Source organism: uncultured Stenotrophomonas sp., from assembly GCF_913778665.1.
Taxonomy (GTDB): domain Bacteria; phylum Pseudomonadota; class Gammaproteobacteria; order Xanthomonadales; family Xanthomonadaceae; genus Stenotrophomonas.
On record NZ_CAJYVQ010000009.1, the window covers coordinates 166,656 to 185,118 of the forward strand.

An 18,463-nucleotide genomic window follows, 5' to 3' on the forward strand; every position below is an offset into this window, starting at 1 on the left:
ATGAGTGGCTATTGCTTCCAAGTGCCGCCGTTGAGTACGGAAAAGATCACTGCCAGGGCAGATTTTCTCCGCAAAACTCTGGCGGTTGAGACTGATCGGTTTCCCTTGATTGAAGTGGTTGAGTACTGGTTCCCAGCTCTGTGGGAAGCCTTTTCGCTTCAGGTACGCGAGAAGTCAGAGATGGGTAGCGCGCATGGCCTCACGTTCCCAGAGACTGCTGAAATCTGGTTGCGTGAGGACGTGTACGAGGGCTTCCTCGCCGATCAGCCCCGGGATCGATTTACCGTCGCCCACGAGGTAGGACACCTGTTGTTGCACAACGGTGTCGGTTTGGCGAGGAGCATGAGGAAGCCGAGTGAACTCAAGGCCTATGAGAACTCGGAGTGGCAGGCCAACACCTTTGCGGGTGCGCTTCTGATCCCGACGGCGACTGCGCAGCGCCTGAGGAATGAATTGGAACTGGCTGACGCATGTAACGTCAGCGTGGATGCCGCGAGGGTTCGACTCGCATCTCTCCGCCAACGGGGGATGCTGAAGTAAAAAAAACGCGAACCAAAGGATGGTCCGCGTGTGTGTTCGGTGGGCTTGGAGCCGCCACCAATTTCTTGCTTGACTCGACTAACCGGGGATTCTAACTACATCCGGGCCGTCTGGCAAGAATCAAATCTGGCTCCAGAAGGAGGTGTGACATGCCCGATGGAAATTCATCCGGCCCCCAAGGGGTTCCGATGGGTCTACTGCCGCTATCGCCGAGTGCGTAACTCGGAGCGCGTGCTGGACGCCCACGACTACGGCTATGAAGCCTGGCGCTTCCTGGTCCGTTGCTAAGGAACCTGAGTAGTTAGGACCCTGGGAGGGGAGGCGGTGTACCGCCTCCCCGATAGCTGCCTGGGTCAGTTGAATTAAGCGTTAATCAACCTGTCGCAGCGCCTGCGACGGCCGGTCGTATGCTTCCGGCCATGCTTCTCTCGCACGGCTACCAAGGTTTCCGCACCGCCCCGATCCCCGCTGGCTGGGTCCAGACCGGTGAGCGCTGGGCGCTCTGGTACAACGGGCGCGAGACGGCCGGCGTCGAACCCGATGGCGGCTTTGGCGTGCGCCTCTGGATGGAGGGTCAGAAGTTCTGGAAAGTGAAGGAAGTGCGCGCCGCCAACGTCCGGCAGGCGAAGCGCTATGCCGAGCGCTGGTGCGCGGCTAGGCTGTATCCAGAGCTGCCGCTGCGTGAGGCCGTTGCTCGGCTGACCGACAGCACGACGATCCAGTTGCCCCCGCCACTGCCCGGTCTGCCGCCGACCCGCGAGCAGCAGCAACAGGCCCGGCGCCTGGCCGAGGCCGGAGCGAAGGAGGTCGAGCGGATCAAGGCGGCGCTGGAGCCGCGTAAGCCGCCGGCAGAGACCAAGCCCCGAGCAAGAGACCTCCGAAGCAAGGCACGGGTGAGTGCAGGGCTGCAACAGATGCGGCGTGGCGTCTGAAAGGCCTGACCGCGCTCCGAAGTGGCTGCGGATACAGCGTTTCGGGGCGCTTGCGGATCCCCGGTCGCCCGTAATCTGGCACAGCATTGGCACAGATCGCGCTTAGAGCATTGGCGGATATAGCTGGATCGCCCCCCTCCTAAGGGGAAGGTCGCCCGTTCGAATCGGGCCGGGGTCACCATGTTTGCGGCGCCACGTCCGCGCGCTGCCCGGGAGGCCACTCGGATAGGCTGGCGCCTCGCTCCGCGATCCGGTCGCCATGGACCCCCGCCTGCAGCCCGTGCAACCCCAGGACTACGCGAGCATCGCCGCGTGGCTGGGGTCGGCCGCAGCCACGCGGCAATGGGCCGGGCCGGGCGTGCCCTATCCACTGCCACCCGATCGGTTCGAGCACGTATTGCGGCTACGCGGACGCCCGGGGTGGCTGCTGCTGGACGCAAGCGGCCAGCGCGTGGGTTTCGGTCAGGCCTGGTCCACGCAGCCGGGCACTGTCCATCTGGGTCGCCTGCTGGTTGCGCCGCAGGCGCGGGGCCGCGGTCTCGGGCGTGGGTTGGTACAGGCGCTGATCGCGCAGGCGTTCCAGGCTGATGCCGTTGAACGGCTGACCTTGCGGGTCTATCGGGACAATGCCGCCGCGGTTGCGTTGTACAGCTCCCTCGGCTTCGAGCCCGTGGAGGCTGCATCCACGCCGGCGCTGCTGTTCATGCAGCGGCCCGGGTGCTGAGCATGGCCACGCAGGCCACTACGCCTTCAGTCCTGCTTGAGCAGTTCAACCAGCTGGCGCAGGCGATAGGGCTTAGGCAGGAACTCCACCTGCTCCGGAAGCGGCGGCAGCTGCGAACGCGCGTAGCCGGAGGACAGGATCATGCGTGCCTGCGGCTGGTCGCGGGCGACGTGCTCGCTGAGTTCGATGCCTGACATGCCATTGGGCATGCTGATATCGCTGAACACCACGTCGAAGCGTGCGTCGCCCTTCAGCAGCGCGGCCGCTTGATGCCCATCGGCAGTGGTGGATACCTCGATGCCGAAATCGCGCAGGGCCAGGCCGATCATTTCACGTAGATCGTTCTGGTCCTCCACCATCAACACGCGGATCGGTTCATCGGTCATGGGCGGGGTCCTCAATTGCGGGTAGCAGCAGGCTGACCATGGTGCCGACACCGGGCGTGGTGGACACATCGACGAAGCCGCCGCTCTGGGTGGTAAATCCGAACACCTGGCTAAGGCCCAGGCCGCTGCCCTTGCCGATGTCCTTGGTGGTGAAGAAGGGTTCGGTCGCGCGCTCGGCGATGTCGGCGGCCATGCCGTGGCCTTCGTCGCAGACACTGAGCGTGACATAGCCGCGTTGCAGGGCCGTGTCCGCATCCGGGTCGAGGCGATGCTGGAGGCTCGTGCCGATCAGGATGCGGCCGCCCTCCAGCGTGGCCTCGGCCGCATTGGCGACCAGGTTGGCCAGCGCGGTCTGCAGCTGCATCGCGTCAGTGCTGACCCGCGGCAGCCCGGGCGCCAGCTCGGCTTCCAGCGTCACATGCGCCGGGCAGGTTCGTTGCAGGTCCGGCAGCCAGCGCTGCAGCAGAGTGTTGATGTCCACCGGTTCGCGGATCAGGGTCTGGCCGGTGCTGAATGCCAGCAACTGCCGGGTGAGCAGCGCGCCGCGGTCGGTGGCGGCCTGCGCGGCATCCAGCAGCTCGGACGTGCGCGCATCATCGCCGCTCACGCGAAGTGAAAGCAGGTCCAGCGCATTGCCGATGGTGGTCAGCAGGTTGTTGAACTCGTGCGACAGGCCGCGGCTGAGGCGGCCGACGGTCTCGAACTGCTGGGTGTTGCGCAGCGCGCGCTGGGCGTCGCGCAGCAGTCGATGTGCCTGCCACTGCTCGGTGATGTCGCGGGTGATCTTGACGAAGCCGAGGAGTTCGCCGGCTTCCATGACCGGCTCGATAACCACACTGGCGCGGAACGACGAACCGTCCCGGCGTACCCGCCAGCCTTCGCTGGCCACATGGCCATGCTGCGCCGCGAGGCGGAGCAGGCGCAGTGGTTCGCCCGCCTCACGGTCGGCAGGCAGGTAGAAACGGCCAAAGTGCGTGCCGATCACTTCATCGGCGGAATAGCCCTTGATGCGCTCGGCGCCGGGATTCCAGCTGCAGACAATGCCTTCTGGATCAAGCAGGTACAGTGCATGGTCGCGCACGCTGTCGATCAGCAACCGCAGTTGTCGGGAAGGATCCGTCAGCACGGACGTCGTAGAGGCAGCTGCGTCCACGTGAAAATAAGTGTTACCCCTGTGAGGCACGTGAAGCTAGGCATTCAAGTGTGAAGGATGCGTGCACACCTGGCACGTGCCATTTGTCCTGTGCGGCTGAATGCGACACGGAGTACCATCACCAACCCTTTGTCTTCTGGAACCGACCTGCATGCGTCCTGGTGCGACTACGCGTGACCGCTGGATCTGGATGGCCTCCGGCGTGCTGCTGGCCGCGACCATCGCCTTGGAAGTCGTGGTTCCGCTTGGCTATGCCGTGTGGCTGGCCTATTTCCTGGCCGTGGGCGTCACGGTGTTCCAGCGCAGTGCACGTGCCCCTTTCATCGTGGCTGTAGTCGCCTGCGTCCTGCTGGTCATCGGATTCAACATCGCGCCGGCCAGTTCCAATTCGGCGTTCTCTTTCGTCAACCGCAGCATCGGCGGCTGTGCGTTCCTGATGATCGCGCTGATCGTCTCGCGGGCCATCCAGGCGCGACGGGACGCGATGCGGGCATTGTGGCTGCAGGAGGCCGAGAACGCGGTGGCGATGAGCCTGCGCGGCGACCTCGGTCCCGAGCAGATCGCCGAGGCGGCAGCGACCTGCCTGGGCGCGCAGCTGGAGGCCGATGTCGGTGCCGTCTACCGGCTGGACGGAGGGCGGTTGCAGCTGACCGGGGGTATGGCCCTGCCGTCCGGCATGCCGGCGTCGCTTGCGTTGCAAGAGGGCGTGGCCGGACAGGTGGCGCGGGACGAGCGCATCCGTCACCTCCCGGGTGGCGACGACGCTGTACTTGAACTGCAGACCAGCCTGGGGCGGTTGCCGGTGCGCGAGCGCATCCTGGCGCCGATCAGCAGCGACGGCAGCGTGGTTGGCATCATCGAGCTGGGACGCGCGCGGATGGGCGGGCAGCAGGATCTGGATCGCGAGCTGCTTGAGCGCTGTGGCGAGACAATCGGCATGGCGCTGCGGGCCTCGCTGCTGCGCGCGCAGCTGGTCGTGCTGCTGGAAGAGTCGCAGCGCCAGGGCGAGGAACTGCAGGCCCAGCAGGAAGAACTGCGGGTGGCCAATGAAGAGCTGGAAGAGCAGAGCCGCAGCCTGCAGCAGTCGCAGAGCCACCTGGAAGAGCAGCAGGCCGAGCTGGAACAGAGCAACGTGCAGCTGGAAGAGCGTACCCACGAGCTGGAAGCGCAGAAGCAGGCGCTGCTGGTCGCGCAGGGCCAGCTGGTGCGCAACAGCAACGAACTGGCGGCGACCTCGCGCTACAAGTCCGAGTTCCTGGCCAACATGTCGCACGAACTGCGCACGCCGCTGAACAGTTCGCTGATCCTGGCCAAGCTGCTGGCTGACAACAAGGACGGCACGCTGACCGAGGAGCAGGTGAAGTACGCGCGTGCGATCCTGGCCTCCAACAACGACCTGCTGGCGCTGATCAACGACATCCTCGACCTGTCACGCATCGAGGCCGGCCACGTCGAGCTGGCCGATGAAGTGGTGGTGGTGGACAGCGTCATGCAGCGGTTGCGCGAGACGTTCGAGCCGATGGCGCGGCAGAAGGGCCTGGCGCTGCACATCGAGGCCGATGCGCTGGCGCCCAGCCAACTGGTGGTCGACAGCCAGCGCCTGCAGCAGATCCTGAAGAACCTGCTGGCCAATGCGCTGAAATTCACCGAACACGGCAAGGTCGGCCTGCAGGTGCGCGCCGGCGGCAACGGACGTATCCGTTTCGAGGTCAGTGACAGCGGCATCGGCATCGCCCGTGAGCAGCTGAAAGTCATCTTCGAGGCGTTCCGCCAAGCCGACGGCAGCACCCGCCGCCGCTACGGTGGCACCGGCCTGGGCCTGTCGATCTCGCGCGACCTGGCCGAGCGCATGGGCGGCAGCATCCAGGTCGACAGTGAACCGGGCCGCGGCAGCTGCTTCATCCTGGACCTGCCGGTGCAGGGCGCACCGGCTGCGATGGAGCCTGCCGCTGCCGCTGCTGCCGCTGCTGCCGCTGCTGACGTTGCACCGGCAGCTGCAACCTGGTCCGCGCCGGCCGCCACCGACCCGCTGCCCGAGCCGGCGCTGGTGACCACGCCCAGCGTGAGCGATGACCGCGGCCGCCGGCAACGCGCCGGCCGGCTGATCCTGGCGGTGGAGGACGACGCAACCTTCGCCGAGGCGCTGGTGGCGCTGGCCCATGAACTGGACTTCGACTGCGTGGTGGCCGGGACAGCGGAAGAAGCCCTGACTCTGGCCAGCGAACTGCGCCCGAACGGCATCCTGCTCGACATCGGCCTGCCCGATGTGTCCGGGCTGAGCGTGCTGGAGCGGCTGAAGCGCAACCCGGATACCCGCCACATTCCGGTGCACGTGGTGTCGGCGACCGATCGCAGCCAGGTCGCGCGCGAGCTCGGCGCGATCGGTTTTGCGATCAAGCCGACCACGCGCGAGCGGCTGGTATCGGCCATCGAGCAGCTGGAGCAGACCAGCCAGCGCGACGTGCGGCGCCTGCTGATCGTCGAGGACGACAGCGAGCTGCGCCACAACCTGGAGCTGCTGCTGGGCCGCGAGCAGTTGCAGATCGTTGCGGTCGGCACCCTGGCCGGTGCACTCGAACAGCTGAGCACCGTCACCTTCGACTGCATGGTGATGGACCTGTCGCTGCCCGACGGCAGTGGCTATGACCTGCTGGACCGCATGGCCGGCAACGACGAAGTCGGCTTCCCGCCGGTGATTGTCTATACAGGCCGCGCGCTGAGCCGCGAGGAAGAGCAGCGCCTGCGCCGCTATTCGAAGAGCATCATCATCAAGGGCGCACGGTCGCCGGAACGGCTGCTGGACGAAGTGACCCTGTTCCTGCACAGCGTCGAGGCCAGCCTGCCGACCGACCAGCAGCGCCTGCTGCGCGAGGCTCGCCGTCGCGACACCGTGCTCGATGGCCGCACCGTGCTGTTGGCCGAGGACGACGTGCGCAACATCTTCGCGTTGTCCAGCGTGCTGGAACCGCTGGGCGTGACTCTGGAAATCGCCCGCAATGGCCAGGAAGCGGTGGATCGCCTGGCCGCGCGCGAGGTCGATCTGGTGCTGATGGACATCATGATGCCGGAGAAGGATGGCCTGACCGCGATGCGCGAGATCCGCGCGCAGCGCCACCTGCGGGACCTGCCGATCATCGCGTTGACGGCCAAGGCTATGCCGGACGACCGCGAGCGCTGCCTGCAGGCCGGTGCCAATGACTACATCGCCAAGCCGATCGATGTCGACAAGCTGGTGTCGCTGTGCCGGGTCTGGTGCTCGCGGCAATGAACGAGCAGGCGCTGTTCGACCTGGAGCTGAAGGTCCTGCTGGAGGCGCTGTACCAGCGCTACCACTACGACTTCCGAAGCTATGCGGTGTCGTCGCTGCGCCGGCGCATGCGCCAGGCCATGCAGCGCTATGAATGCGAACGCTTGGCTGACCTGCAGCATCGCCTGCTGCACGAACCGGAGCTGTTCGCCCAAGCCATGCAGTTCTTCACCGTGCAGGTCTCGGAGATGTTCCGTGACCCCGCCTATTTCCGCGAGCTGCGTGAACAGGTGGTGCCGGTGCTGCGCACCTATCCGTCGGTGAAGCTGTGGGTGGCCGGCTGCAGTACCGGCGAGGAAGTGTGGTCGCTGGCGATCCTGCTGCACGAGGAAGGCCTGCTGGAGCGCAGCATCGTCTACGCCACCGACATCAACCCGGCAGCACTGGCCACGGCCGAGGCCGGTGCCTATGGCATCGACCGCATGGCCCAGTTCAGCCGCAACTACCTGGCCGCGGGTGGCACGGCGTCGCTGTCCGATTACTACGCTGCAGCCTACGACGGTGCGGTGTTCGACCGCCAGCTTCGCCGCAACGTGGTGTTCGCCGACCACAGCCTGGCCACCGATACCGTGTTCTCCGAAGTGCACCTGGTGTCGTGCCGCAATGTGCTGATCTATTTCAACCGCGATCTGCAGGATCGCGCGGTTGGCCTGTTCCGCGAGGCGCTGGTGCATCGCGGCTTCCTCGGCCTGGGCAGCAAGGAGTCGCTGCAGTTCGGGCGCCACCATGACGCCTTCGAGGTCTGCTCGCGCGAACACCGCCTTTACCGGAAGGTGGCCTGATGACCGTGCCGGCGCGTCCTGCGCTGCTGGTGATCGGCGCGTCGGCCGGTGGCGTCGCCGCACTGCAGGCGGTGTTGGGCGCGTTGCCGGCGAGGCTGCCGGCGCCGGTGCTGGCCGTGCTGCATCTGCCGCGTGACCGCAGCAGCCGCATTGCCGAAGTGCTGGCGCCGTACTGCGCGCTGCCGGTGCGCGAGGCCGAGGACAAGCAGCCGCTGCAAGCCGGCACGGTGACGTTCGCACCGCCGGACTACCACCTGCTGGTGGAAGATCCCGGCACGGTGGCGCTGTCGGTCGATGCGCCGGTGCTGTTTTCGCGGCCCGCAATCGATCCCCTGTTCGAATCGGCCGCGGCGGTGTTCGGCGCGCAGGTACTGGCGCTGTTGCTGACCGGTGCCAGCAGCGACGGCAGCGAAGGCGTAGCCGCGGTTCGCGCCGCAGGTGGTCGTGCCTGGCTGCAATGTCCCGAGGAAGCCGAGGCATCGATGATGCCGGCCTCCGCCCTGCAGTACGCTGGCGCCGACGCCGTGCTGCCCCTTGAATTGATGTGTCGTCGCCTGAAGGAGTTGTTTGCATGAACCTGCTGCCACCGGACCCTGCGCAATCGCAGACCCCGGTCAACCTGCTGATCGTCGATGACGTGCCGCAGAACCTGGTAGCCATGCAGGCCCTGCTGCAGCGCGATGGGGTCAACCTGCTGCTGGCCGGTTCCGGCGCGCAGGCGCTGGAGCTGCTGCTGGAGCACGAAGTGGCGCTGGCGCTGCTGGACGTGCACATGCCGGAGATCGATGGCTTCACCCTTGCAGAGCTGATGCGCGGTTCGCATCGCAGCCGCGATGTGCCGATCATCTTCCTGACCGCCTCGCCGGATGATCCGCTGCGCGTGTTCAAGGGCTACGAGACCGGTGCGGTCGATTTCCTGCACAAGCCGGTGGCGCCGCAGGTGATCCTCAGCAAGGTCAATATCTTCATCGAGCTGTACCAGCAGCGGCAGCTGCTGAAGACGCGCAACGAGGCGTTGGAGCGCGCGCTCAAGCTCAACGAGACGATGGCGGCGGTGCTGACCCACGATCTGCGCACGCCGCTGTCGGCGATCCTGCTGTGTGCCGACAAGCTGTCGCTGGAACTTCCTGAAGACAACGCCGCCGCGCAGCAGACCCTGCAGTACCTGGAGGCCAGCACCCTGCGCATGGCACGGATGGTCGAGCAGCTGCTGGACTTCTCGCGCATCCGCAGCGGCGGCCTGCGCCTGCAGGCCAGCCCCTGCGACCTGGGCGAGGTGACCCGTGCGGTCGTTGCCGAAGCGGGCAGCGCGCATGGCCATTCGCGGATCAGCCTCGCCCTGCACGGTGATGCAGGCCTGCAGGGCGATCTTGATCGCCTCGGCCAGGTTGCGGCCAACCTGGTCGGCAACGCACTGACCCACGGCAGCGAAGCCCGGGTGGAGGTGGATGGTCGCGATCCGCGAAGCGTGGTGCTGCGGGTTAGCAATGCCGGTCGCATCGATGACGCGCTGCTTCCGCGCCTGTTCGAGCCGTTCAAGGCCAGCTTCCACCAGAGCAAGGGTCTCGGCCTGGGCTTGTACATTGTCGATCAGTTTGTCCGAGCGCACGGTGGCCGCATCGCTGCCCGCAACGAAGCGGGGCAGGTGGTATTCGAAGCGGTGCTGCCACGCCGGTGCGACACCGCGGGAATGCCCATCTGAACGCTTCGGCTTCCGTTTGCGCGGATCGTCCGCAACGGTTGCCGTGGCGGCACATCGATTCGGCGCACGAGCGCATCCCGCGGGCAGGAAGGCATACCGACATCATCGAACGGGTGGACCTGCCCGACACTGTCGTGCAACGGAGCGTGCACGCGGTCTGAGCGCCACGCCGGCCGTCAACGCTTTGTCGTACCGCCGCAATAAGCCACGTGCAATGCCTGCAGTACGCCCAGCGCCGGTCCTTCGAGTACGCGGTAGTGAATCGCCTGTGCTTCGCGGCGCGTGGCCACCACATCCAGTGCGCGCAATACAGCCAGATGCTGCGACAGCGCCGACCCGCTCAGTCCGGTCAGCGCCTGCAGCTCCGGTACCGGGGCTTCGCCCTCCACCAAGCGACACAACACCCGCAGGCGCGCAGGGTGGGCGAGGCTCTTGAGCAGGTTGGCGGCCTGCGCGGCGTGCTCGGCCATCGCGGCGCTGTCGAGTCGGGAGCGGGCCATGGTTGACCTTTATGTTTAGATGAAGCTAATTTAGAAAAATCTAAATAAAATGGCAATCCGATGAGCGGAATGAGCGAGGGTGGCGCATGAACGTGCCTTGGGCTGCGGTGGCCGGTGGCGGCCTGATGGGTGCGGCCGCTGTGCTGTTGCTGGCGACGAGCGGCCGCGTCGCCGGCATCAGCGGCATCGCCGCGGGCAGCTTGGCTTCGGTGCCGGGCGATCGGAGTTGGCGCTGGGCGTTCCTGTTCGGCCTGCTGCTCGCCGCGGGTGGGGTGCTGTGGTGGCAGGTGGCGCCAGGGACCCCCGCGAACGCGTTGATCCGTGACGCGCTGCCGGCCTGGCAGCTGGTCGGTGCGGGGCTGCTGGTCGGCTTCGGTGCCCGCCTCGGCAATGGCTGCACCAGTGGCCATGGTGTGTGCGGGATGGCGCGCGGCGCGCGGCGATCGTGGGTGGCGGTGCTGGTGTTCATGGCCTGCGCCATGCTGGCCACGTTCGTGATCCGTCACGGCGGAGCCTCAGCATGAGCCGCGCGACCTGGGCCGCAGGCCTGGCCGGCGCGCTGTTCGGCGCGGGGCTGGCACTGGCCGGCATGACCGACCCGCGTCGCGTGCTGGGCTTCCTCGACGTGGCCGGGGACTTTGATCCTACACTGGCTTGGGTGCTGGCTTCGGCCGTACTGGTCAGCGCGCTGGGCCAGCGCTGGGTGCTGCGACGTGCGCATCCGGTGTTCGCGACGCGCTTCCAGTTGCCTGCCGCACGCGCTGTTGACGCACGCCTGCTGCTGGGCGCCGTCCTGTTCGGCAGCGGCTGGGGATGGGCGGGCTACTGCCCGGGTCCGGCCATCGCCGGGCTGGCGGTCGCCTCGCGCGAGGCCCTGTGGTTCGTGCCGGCGATGCTGGCAGGGTTCTGGCTGCAAGACCGCTTCATCCGCTGAGGCTTCACCGCCGTGTCACCGTGTGTGCGGTCATATCTCCGGATAACGGGGAACGGAGCGCAACGACATGGCACGGATGAAGTGGAAGGGAAGGGCGATGGCGGCCGTGGCACTGGCAACGGCGATCGCACCGGCGATCGCGTGCACGCGGGCGGTCTACCTGGGCGACAACGGTGATGTGATCACCGCCCGCTCGATGGACTGGAAGGTCGATGTGGCGACCAACCTGTACGTGCTGCCGCGCGGCATGGCGCGCACCGGCCAGGCCGGGCCGAAGTCGCTGGCCTGGACCGCGCGCTACGGCAGCGTGGTTGCCACCGGCTACGACGTATCGACCACCGACGGCATGAACGAAAAGGGCCTGGTCGCCAACCTGCTGTGGCTGGTCGAATCGGAGTATCCGCAGCAGCGCGGCAACAAGCCGGGCTTGGCGATCTCGCTGTGGGCGCAGTACGTGCTCGACAACTTTGCAACGGTGGACGAGGCTGTGGCCGCATTGAAGCGTGAGCCCTACTCGATCGTCACCGACAAGGTGCCCGGCGAGGACCGGCAGGCCACGCTGCATCTGTCGCTGTCCGACGCAACGGGTGACAGTGCCATCGTCGAATACATCGGCGGTCGCCAGGTGATCCATCATGATCGTCGCTACCAGGTGATGACCAACTCGCCGATCTTCGAGCAGCAGCTGGCGCTCAACACTTACTGGCAGCAGATCGGTGGCACGGTGATGCTGCCCGGGACCAACCGCTCGGCCGATCGCTTCGCGCGCGCCTCTTTCTACATCAACGCCATTCCCAAGGCCGAGGATCCGGTGGTGGCGTTGGCCAGCGTGTTCAGCGTGATCCGCAATACCTCGGTGCCGTATGGCATCACCACCCCGGGCGAACCGAACATATCATCCACGCGCTGGCGTACCGTGGCCGACCACAAGCGGCGGCTGTACTTCTTTGAATCGGCACTGACACCGAACACGTTCTGGGTGGATCTGAACAAGGTTGACTTCGGCGGCAAGGTGCTCAAGCTGGATCTCGGCCCGGACCAGCGCAATACGTTCGCCGGTGACGCGCTGGGCCAGTTCGTGCCCAGCGCGCCGTTCACCTTCCTTGGCGTCGACGGTTAGTTCGACGCCTGGCTGGAGGCCGGGTAGACCGCCTGGATCGTGCAGGCGCCCCGGCTGGTGTAGCGGGGCAGTGGCGCCAGCTCGTCGCTGCGCTCGTCGTAGCTTGCGAAATCGGCGGTGACCACGCGGTCACCCGGGTTACCGCAGATCAGGCCGTTCTGCATGCCGGACCTGAAGCTCAATTCCGGGGCGCGGTCGAGCTGCAGGCAGTGGCTGCCCAGTTCGACACGGTAGAAGCGGTGGCCGCCGCTGCGCTTCGGGTTGGTTTCCACCAGCATGCCCTGCGTGTCGGACGACCAGCCGCGCACGTTGCGGGTGGCGAAGCAGTAGGATGGCGAGCCGCCGAAGCCGCGGCGGACGTCCTTGCGTTCGCGGATGGTCAGCGCTGGCAGGGTGGCCGTGTGCAGGCGATCGCTGTCGCGGGCGACGCTGGCGTAATCGCGGTTCTGCACCGGCGTGACTGCACTGACCGCGCAACTGTGGCCGTCCACTACCACCCGTTCACTGGGACGACCGCAGGCCCAGCCGGCCGGTGCCTCCAGTTTCAGCGTGGTGGCGCCGCGAACACCGGGGCAGTCTTCGTTGAAGTCGATGCGATAGGCCTGGCCGGAGGCGGCGCGTAGCGAAATCGAGCGTGGCGAGGCCTGCTCGACTTCCTGCACGCCAACCGCATCCATGCAGTGTGGGGCCGGTGGCGTGCGCCCCTGTGCGGAGGCCGTCGCGGCGAGGGCCAGGCCAAGGCTGGCGGCGAGCAGCAAAGACGCGTGCTGATGGGTCATGACCTGCACTCCCTGCGTGGGTTGACGGGCCGACTATAGCAGGGGTTTGCACGGCCTGTGCTACACGCGCACACTGCGCCGATGGGCGCTATTTTCCACCTGCGGCACTACGGCCAGGCCACCGGCCTGGACCGCCATGACTACGCCCAGTGGGTGCTGCCGCTGCAGGGCGAACTGCAGTTCGAGATCGACGGGCGCGGTGGTCGGTTGGACCTGCTGCAGGGCGCTTTCGTGGCCGCTGGCGAGGCGCACGACCAGATGGCCGAGGGGCCAAATGGGTTCGTGATCGTGGATTGCGCGCCGGGTGTGCTGGATGACGGCACCCAGGAACACCTGTGCCGGCAGCGCTGGCTGCACCTGCCGCTGGGCCTGCGCCGCTCCCTTGCGGAGGTGCGGGCCGGGCAACCGGTGCCGGCACTGCTGCCGCGCCTGCTGCATGCATTCGCCCCTGCCGGCAGTGGCGCACGCATGCAGGGGCTGTGCGCGGCGGTGCAGGCTGACCCAGGCCAGTCGTGGCCGGTGGCGCGCATGGCGGCCTTCGTGGGGGTCGGCGAAAGCCGCCTGCACGCGCTGTTCCAGCGGGAATTCGGGCTCAGTCCGCAGGCCTGGCTCAGTGCATGCCGGCTGCGCTGGGCCAAGCACGAGCTGCGCGTGAGCACCGCGTCGATCAGCGATATTGCGCTGGCCGCAGGCTATTCCGAGCACAGTGCACTGACCCGCGCGCTGCGCCGCGAATGCGGCCAGACGCCCGCAGCCTGGCGCAGGGGAGGGGCGGGGCAGTAGCCTGGGTCAAGAACGCGCTCGGCGCCGCCGCTTACACTGCGCGGCCTGTGCTTTCCCCCGAACAATTCCAATGCGCAACAACCCGATGGCCCTGGGCATCGCCAATGGCGTCGCCGCCGGCGCGCTGTGGGGCGTGGTCTTCCTCGCGCCCGCCGTGCTGCAGTCGTTCAATGCTCTGCAACTGTCCGCCGGTCGCTACCTGGTCTATGGCCTGATCGCGGTGGCCTTGCTGCTGCCGCGCTGGAAGCGGTTGGCGCCGCAGCTGGGGCGTGCGGAATGGACCGGCCTGTTGTGGCTGAGCCTGGCCGGCAACCTGGTCTACTTCCTGCTGCTGGCCATGGCCGTGCAGTGGGCCGGCGGAGCGGCCGCATCGCTCATCGTTGGCCTGATTCCCGTGGTGGTGACCGTGGTCGGCGTGCGCGAGCAGGGCGCAGTGCCACTGAAACAACTGCTGCCCGCGCTGGGTCTATGCGTGCTGGGTGTGGCGCTGGTCGGCGGGGAAGCATTGATGTCCGAGCATCTGGCAACGCCGTGGCGGCAACGCGTGATCGGCCTGCTGTGCGCCTTCGGAGCGCTGTTCTCCTGGGCGGTGTACTCGATCGGCAACAGCCGCTGGCTGGCACGCCGGCCGGATCTGTCCAGCCACGACTGGTCACTGCTGACCGGCGTCACCACCGGCGGCCTGGCGCTGCTGCTGGTGCCGATGGCGTTCATCGGCCACAGCGGCAGCCATGCCCCGGCACAGTGGAGCACCTTCTGGGCGATCAGCGCGGGCGTGGCGGTGGTGGCCTCGATCCTCGGCAATGCGTTCTGGAATCGCGCCAGCCGGCTGCTGCCGCTGACCCTCACCGGCCAGATGATCGTGTTCGAAACCTTGTTCGCGTTGTTGTACGCGTTCGCATGGCAGGGTCGCTGGCCAACCCTGCTGGAAGCGTTGGCGATCGTGTTCCTGGTCGCCGGGGTGATGCTGTGCGCGCATGCCCATCGTGCGCCGCAGGCGATCGCCGAACATGTGGGCTAGTTGCAGGCGTCAAGCGCGCTGATGCCCGCTTTGTCACAGATGCAACCAAATGCCGGCACGTTGAGCGATGATCGCCGCAGTCGATTTTTGCATTGCAGCACTTGACAGCTGCCGGGCGCGCAGTGTTTTCTGTAGCCCATGGTCCTTGATGCCGCCCACGCCAGCTTGATCGCTCCCGCCACCGCGGGCCGTTCGACTGCGCCGGTCGCCATCACCACCATTACCACCACCACCGTCACCACTGCCCTGGTGCGGCCCGTCGTCTTCGCGTAACTCCCGAAAACCACGGCCCCGCACCATCCAGGTGGCGGGGAAACTCGACACTGGCATGCGACGGGGCCTCCTGCCGAGGTCTGCATGTCTTCCCACGCCCCCGCCCATCCCGTTGTTCCGGCCGATCTGGCCGCGCCGTCCATCGTCGTGCACAAGTTCGGCGGCACGTCGGTGGCCGACGCCGAGCGCTACCGTCATGTCGCCAGCCTGCTGCTGGCGCGTCCCGAATCGCTGCAGGTCACCGTCGTTTCGGCCATGAAGGGCGTCACTGACGCACTGATCGAGATGGCACAGCTGGCGGCCAAGGGGGAGGAGGGTTGGCGCGAGGCCTGGCATGCGCTGCGCGCGCGTCATCGCGGTGCCGCCGTGGCGCTGCTCGGCGAGCAGGTGGGCGATACTGTGGACTGGATCGATGCCCGCTTCGATCAGCTCGCCGAAGTGCTGGCGGCGCTCGCGGTGATCGGCGAGCTGCCCCGCGAGGTGCTCGACCGTGTGCAGGGCCTGGGCGAAGTGTTTTCCGCGCAGCTGCTCGGCACGCATCTGCGCGCGCTGGGCGAAGACTGCGCGGTACTCGATGCGCGCGACGTGCTGGTGGTCGGGCACGGCGAACTCGGCGTGGATGTCGACTGGGAGGCCAGTGCGGACCGGCTCGCCAAGTGGCGCCTGCAGCACCCGCCGTCGCGGCTGGTGGCCACCGGCTTTGTTGCCCGTGACCGCGATGACCGCATCACCACCCTGGGCCGCAATGGCAGTGACTACTCCGGGGCGATCTTTGCTGCGCTGTTCAATGCCGATGAACTGCACATCTGGACCGACGTCGACGGCGTGCTGTCGGCCGACCCGCGGCTGGTGCCCGAAGCGGTGCAGCTGGAATCCCTCAGCTACGACGAGGCCTGCGAACTGGCGTACTTCGGCGCCAAGGTCGTGCACCCGCAGACCATGTCGCCGGCCATCCGCCTCGGCCTGCCGATCTTCATCCGCAACACGTTCCAGCCGGCGCACCCGGGTACGCGCATCAGTGCCGAACGCTCGCTGCGCGGGCCGGTGAAGGGCCTGACCCTGAGCCCCGGGCTTGCCCTGCTGAACCTGGAGGGCACCGGCCTGATTGGCGTGCCCGGTACCGCCGAGCGCGTGTTCGCGGCGCTGCGCCAGGCACAGGTGTCGGTGGTGATGATCTCGCAGGGTTCTTCGGAGCACTCGATCTGCTGCGTGGTGCGGGTCGCTGAGGCCGCGCGCGGTCGCGAGGCGCTGCTGCACACGTTCGCGCATGAGCTGTCGGTAGGCCAGGTGCAGCGCGTGCAGGTCAGCGAGGGCGTCAGCGTCCTGGCCGCGGTCGGCGATGGCATGGCCGGCCAGCCGGGCGTGGCCGCGCGCCTGTTCGAAGCGCTGGGGCGTGCGCAGGTGAACATCCTGGCGATTGCGCAGGGCTCGTCCGAGCGCAACATCTCCGTGGCGGTGGACAGTGCCGATGCCACCCGTGCGCTGCGCGCCGCGCATGCGGGCTTCTGGCTGTCGCCGCAGACGTTTGCGGTGGGCGTGATCGGCCCGGGCAATGTCGGTGCCGCGCTGCTGGACCAGCTGCTGGCCGCTGGGCCGCAGCTGCTGGCCAAGGCCAACGTCGACCTGCGCCTGCGCGCCCTGGCCTCGCGTTCGCGCATGCGGCTGGAGGCGGATGGCCTGCATGCGGACTGGCGTGATGCCCTGCAGCAGGCGGGTGAGCCCAGCGATCTGGATCGCTTCACCGAACACCTGCTGGCCGCGCACCTGCCGCATGCGGTGGTGATCGACTGCAGTGGCAGCGCTGAAGTGGCCGAGCGCTACGAGGGATGGCTGGCGGCCGGTATCCATGTGGTCACCCCGAACAAGCAGGCCGGCGCCGGGCCGCTGCCGCGTTACGAGCGCATCCGTGCCGCAGCGGCCGCCAGCGGTGCGCGCTTCCGTTACGAGGCCACGGTGGGCGCTGGCTTGCCGGTGATCACCACGCTGCGTGATCTGGTTGATACCGGTGACGAGGTGCTGGCCATCGAAGGCATTTTCTCCGGCACGCTGGCCTGGCTGTTCAACCGCTTCGACGGCAGCCAGCCGTTCTCGGCGCTGGTGGCACAGGCGCGCTCGATGGGCTACACCGAGCCGGATCCGCGTGACGATCTGTCCGGCGTGGATGTGGCGCGCAAGCTGGTGATCCTGGCGCGCGAGGCCGGTCACACGCTCAGCCTGGAGCAGGTGCAGGTGGAAAGCCTGGTGCCGGCGCTGCTGCGCGACGGCAGCGTGGATGACTTCATGGCGCGCCTGGGCGAGTCCGATGCCAGCCTGCTGCAGCGGCTGACGGAGGCGCGCGCGCGCGGCGCGGTGCTGCGCTATGTGGCGCGGCTCGGTAGCGATGGCGCTTCGGTCGGCCTGCTGGAACTGCCGGCCGACCATGCCTTCGCCAACCTGCGGCTGACGGACAATGTGGTGCAGTTCCGTACCCGTCGATACTGCGACAATCCGCTGGTGGTGCAGGGCCCCGGTGCCGGACCGGAAGTGACCGCTGCCGGTGTGTTCGCCGACCTGCTGCGGGTGGCCGCCGGTGAAGGAGCACGCCTGTGATCGCACGTGCGTTCGCGCCTGCTTCGGTGGCCAATGTCGCGGTCGGCTTCGACATTCTTGGCCACGCGATTGCGGGCATTGGCGATACCGTGAGCGTGCGCTGCATCGATGAGCCGGTGGTGCGCATCGATGCGATCCGCGGGAGCGCGGTCGAGTTGCCGCTGGACGCGGCTGGCAATACCGCCGGCGCCGCGTTGATTTCGATGCGCGAGCGGCTGGGGCTGGGGTTCGGCTTCGCGATCGAGATCGACAAGGGCATTCCGTTCGGTTCGGGCATGGGGGGGTCGGCAGCCTCTTGCGTGGCAGCGCTGGTCGCCGCCAACGCGCTGCTGGAGAGGCCGCTGTCGCGCGAGGCGTTGTATCCGTTCGCGCTGGATGGCGAGGCGGTCGCCAGTGGCGGCCGCCATGGTGACAACGTGGGCCCGCTGCTGCTGGGTGGACTGGCGTTGTGCACGGCCGACCGGCTGGTGCCGATTCCGGTGCCGGCGCAATGGCACAGCCTGCTGGTGCACCCGCACGCAGTGCTGGAAACGCGGCGCGCACGTCAGGCGTTGCAGGGCAGTTATGCCTTGGGCGAGTTCGTGGCGCAGAGCGCGAACCTGGCGCTGGTGCTCAGCGGCTGCCATCGCGGTGATGCCGGGCTGGTGCGGGCCGGGTTGCGCGATGTGCTGGTGGAGCCGCGGCGAGCTGGCCTGATCGCGGGCTTTGAAGCAGCCCGCGATGCAGCGCTGTCGGCGCTCGCATTGGGTGCAGGCATCTCCGGTGCCGGCCCCAGCGTGTTCGCCTGGTTCGAGGACGCCGGACTGGCCCATGCCGCCGCCGCGCTGGTGCAGTCCGCCTTTGCCGCCGCCGGCCTGGAAAGCGATGCCTGGGTGTCGCCGCTGGACGCACCGGGAGCCCGGCTGTGTTGAATCCTTCCCCTTTTTTGGATACCGAAC

The 18,463-nt window shown here is 67.4% G+C and carries 19 protein-coding genes; 14 read left to right on the plus strand and 5 right to left on the minus strand.

Features of this window, described 5'->3' with window-relative positions:
- The 3 genes from QZ853_RS13135 (at position 1) to QZ853_RS13145 (ending at position 2,196) form a co-directional block, all read left to right on the plus strand.
- Entirely contained in the window at positions 1-540 is a 540-nt protein-coding gene (locus QZ853_RS13135; protein WP_295573941.1) for an ImmA/IrrE family metallo-endopeptidase, read from the plus strand.
- A 419-nt stretch (positions 541-959) separates the two neighbouring features.
- Entirely contained in the window at positions 960-1,472 is a 513-nt protein-coding gene (locus QZ853_RS13140; protein WP_295573943.1) for a hypothetical protein, read from the plus strand.
- A 259-nt stretch (positions 1,473-1,731) separates the two neighbouring features.
- Entirely contained in the window at positions 1,732-2,196 is a 465-nt protein-coding gene (locus tag QZ853_RS13145) for a GNAT family N-acetyltransferase (protein WP_295573945.1), read from the plus strand.
- A gap of 26 nt (positions 2,197-2,222) precedes the next feature.
- Here the strand turns inward: QZ853_RS13145 and QZ853_RS13150 are convergent, their stop codons facing one another.
- Positions 2,223-2,582, minus strand: coding sequence for a response regulator (locus QZ853_RS13150; protein WP_295573947.1), 360 nt, complete (start codon positions 2,580-2,582; stop codon positions 2,223-2,225).
- Entirely contained in the window at positions 2,572-3,708 is a 1,137-nt protein-coding gene (locus QZ853_RS13155; protein WP_295573949.1) for a PAS domain-containing sensor histidine kinase, read from the minus strand. Before QZ853_RS13155 ends, QZ853_RS13150 begins: the two co-directional genes overlap by 11 nt.
- A gap of 178 nt (positions 3,709-3,886) precedes the next feature.
- Between QZ853_RS13155 and QZ853_RS13160 the strand changes: the two genes are divergently transcribed.
- The 4 genes from QZ853_RS13160 to QZ853_RS13175 are packed head-to-tail and all read left to right on the plus strand — an operon-like array spanning position 3,887 to position 9,526.
- Complete coding sequence (locus QZ853_RS13160) at positions 3,887-7,003, plus strand: response regulator (protein WP_295573951.1); 3,117 nt, start codon at positions 3,887-3,889, stop codon at positions 7,001-7,003.
- Positions 7,000-7,824 (plus strand): CheR family methyltransferase, encoded by an 825-nt coding sequence (locus QZ853_RS13165; protein WP_295573953.1) that lies wholly within the window; start codon positions 7,000-7,002, stop codon positions 7,822-7,824. The genes QZ853_RS13160 and QZ853_RS13165 overlap by 4 nt, the downstream gene beginning before the upstream one ends.
- Positions 7,824-8,399, plus strand: coding sequence for a chemotaxis protein CheB (locus QZ853_RS13170; RefSeq protein ID WP_295573954.1), 576 nt, complete (start codon positions 7,824-7,826; stop codon positions 8,397-8,399). The genes QZ853_RS13165 and QZ853_RS13170 overlap by 1 nt, the downstream gene beginning before the upstream one ends.
- Positions 8,396-9,526 (plus strand): hybrid sensor histidine kinase/response regulator, encoded by a 1,131-nt coding sequence (locus QZ853_RS13175; RefSeq protein WP_295573955.1) that lies wholly within the window; start codon positions 8,396-8,398, stop codon positions 9,524-9,526. Before QZ853_RS13170 ends, QZ853_RS13175 begins: the two co-directional genes overlap by 4 nt.
- A gap of 176 nt (positions 9,527-9,702) precedes the next feature.
- Here the strand turns inward: QZ853_RS13175 and QZ853_RS13180 are convergent, their stop codons facing one another.
- Entirely contained in the window at positions 9,703-10,026 is a 324-nt protein-coding gene (locus QZ853_RS13180) for a metalloregulator ArsR/SmtB family transcription factor (protein ID WP_295573956.1), read from the minus strand.
- 86 nt (positions 10,027-10,112) lie between these two features.
- Between QZ853_RS13180 and QZ853_RS13185 the strand changes: the two genes are divergently transcribed.
- The 3 genes from QZ853_RS13185 (at position 10,113) to QZ853_RS13195 (ending at position 12,080) form a co-directional block, all read left to right on the plus strand.
- Entirely contained in the window at positions 10,113-10,550 is a 438-nt protein-coding gene (locus QZ853_RS13185; RefSeq protein ID WP_295573957.1) for a YeeE/YedE family protein, read from the plus strand.
- Positions 10,547-10,960 carry a DUF6691 family protein gene (locus QZ853_RS13190; protein WP_295573958.1) on the plus strand — a complete coding sequence of 138 codons (414 nt, stop codon included), beginning with the start codon at positions 10,547-10,549 and terminating at the stop codon, positions 10,958-10,960. The genes QZ853_RS13185 and QZ853_RS13190 overlap by 4 nt, the downstream gene beginning before the upstream one ends.
- A gap of 67 nt (positions 10,961-11,027) precedes the next feature.
- Positions 11,028-12,080: a linear amide C-N hydrolase gene (locus QZ853_RS13195; RefSeq protein WP_295573959.1), complete on the plus strand. Its 1,053-nt coding sequence runs from the start codon at positions 11,028-11,030 to the stop codon at positions 12,078-12,080.
- Here the strand turns inward: QZ853_RS13195 and QZ853_RS13200 are convergent.
- Positions 12,077-12,859 (minus strand): DUF6491 family protein, encoded by a 783-nt coding sequence (locus QZ853_RS13200; RefSeq protein WP_295573961.1) that lies wholly within the window; start codon positions 12,857-12,859, stop codon positions 12,077-12,079. The two genes, QZ853_RS13195 and QZ853_RS13200, sit on opposite strands and share 4 nt — an antisense overlap.
- Positions 12,860-12,940: 81 nt before the next feature.
- Between QZ853_RS13200 and QZ853_RS13205 the strand changes: the two genes are divergently transcribed.
- Together QZ853_RS13205 and QZ853_RS13210 are read left to right on the plus strand one after the other, a co-directional pair.
- Positions 12,941-13,642: an AraC family transcriptional regulator gene (locus QZ853_RS13205; RefSeq protein ID WP_295573962.1), complete on the plus strand. Its 702-nt coding sequence runs from the start codon at positions 12,941-12,943 to the stop codon at positions 13,640-13,642.
- A 70-nt stretch (positions 13,643-13,712) separates the two neighbouring features.
- The gene (locus tag QZ853_RS13210) at positions 13,713-14,663 is read left to right on the plus strand and encodes a DMT family transporter (RefSeq protein WP_295573963.1); all 951 of its coding nucleotides are present in this window, start codon (positions 13,713-13,715) and stop codon (positions 14,661-14,663) included.
- Positions 14,664-14,696: 33 nt separating this feature from the next.
- Here the strand turns inward: QZ853_RS13210 and QZ853_RS13215 are convergent, their stop codons facing one another.
- Positions 14,697-14,993, minus strand: a complete 297-nt coding sequence (locus tag QZ853_RS13215) for a hypothetical protein (RefSeq protein WP_295573965.1) — start codon at positions 14,991-14,993, stop codon at positions 14,697-14,699.
- A 27-nt stretch (positions 14,994-15,020) separates the two neighbouring features.
- Here QZ853_RS13215 and thrA point away from each other — a divergent pair, with 27 nt between their 5' ends.
- Positions 15,021-17,525: a bifunctional aspartate kinase/homoserine dehydrogenase I gene (gene thrA, locus QZ853_RS13220; protein ID WP_295573967.1), complete on the plus strand. Its 2,505-nt coding sequence runs from the start codon at positions 15,021-15,023 to the stop codon at positions 17,523-17,525.
- Entirely contained in the window at positions 17,522-18,436 is a 915-nt protein-coding gene (locus QZ853_RS13225) for a homoserine kinase (protein ID WP_295573969.1), read from the plus strand. Before thrA ends, QZ853_RS13225 begins: the two co-directional genes overlap by 4 nt.
- The last annotated feature ends 27 nt before the right edge of the window (positions 18,437-18,463 follow it).

Coding starts and splice junctions, on each gene's coding strand:
- QZ853_RS13135 (WP_295573941.1), top strand. CDS start 1: ATGAGTGGCTATTGCTTCCAAGTGCCGCCGTTGAGTACGGAAAAGATC.
- QZ853_RS13140 (WP_295573943.1), top strand. CDS start 960: ATGCTTCTCTCGCACGGCTACCAAGGTTTCCGCACCGCCCCGATCCCC.
- QZ853_RS13145 (WP_295573945.1), top strand. CDS start 1,732: ATGGACCCCCGCCTGCAGCCCGTGCAACCCCAGGACTACGCGAGCATC.
- QZ853_RS13150 (WP_295573947.1), bottom strand. CDS start 2,582: ATGACCGATGAACCGATCCGCGTGTTGATGGTGGAGGACCAGAACGAT.
- QZ853_RS13160 (WP_295573951.1), top strand. CDS start 3,887: ATGCGTCCTGGTGCGACTACGCGTGACCGCTGGATCTGGATGGCCTCC.
- QZ853_RS13165 (WP_295573953.1), top strand. CDS start 7,000: ATGAACGAGCAGGCGCTGTTCGACCTGGAGCTGAAGGTCCTGCTGGAG.
- QZ853_RS13170 (WP_295573954.1), top strand. CDS start 7,824: ATGACCGTGCCGGCGCGTCCTGCGCTGCTGGTGATCGGCGCGTCGGCC.
- QZ853_RS13175 (WP_295573955.1), top strand. CDS start 8,396: ATGAACCTGCTGCCACCGGACCCTGCGCAATCGCAGACCCCGGTCAAC.
- QZ853_RS13180 (WP_295573956.1), bottom strand. CDS start 10,026: ATGGCCCGCTCCCGACTCGACAGCGCCGCGATGGCCGAGCACGCCGCG.
- QZ853_RS13185 (WP_295573957.1), top strand. CDS start 10,113: ATGAACGTGCCTTGGGCTGCGGTGGCCGGTGGCGGCCTGATGGGTGCG.
- QZ853_RS13190 (WP_295573958.1), top strand. CDS start 10,547: ATGAGCCGCGCGACCTGGGCCGCAGGCCTGGCCGGCGCGCTGTTCGGC.
- QZ853_RS13195 (WP_295573959.1), top strand. CDS start 11,028: ATGGCACGGATGAAGTGGAAGGGAAGGGCGATGGCGGCCGTGGCACTG.
- QZ853_RS13200 (WP_295573961.1), bottom strand. CDS start 12,859: ATGACCCATCAGCACGCGTCTTTGCTGCTCGCCGCCAGCCTTGGCCTG.
- QZ853_RS13205 (WP_295573962.1), top strand. CDS start 12,941: ATGGGCGCTATTTTCCACCTGCGGCACTACGGCCAGGCCACCGGCCTG.
- QZ853_RS13210 (WP_295573963.1), top strand. CDS start 13,713: ATGCGCAACAACCCGATGGCCCTGGGCATCGCCAATGGCGTCGCCGCC.
- QZ853_RS13215 (WP_295573965.1), bottom strand. CDS start 14,993: ATGCCAGTGTCGAGTTTCCCCGCCACCTGGATGGTGCGGGGCCGTGGT.
- thrA (WP_295573967.1), top strand. CDS start 15,021: ATGTCTTCCCACGCCCCCGCCCATCCCGTTGTTCCGGCCGATCTGGCC.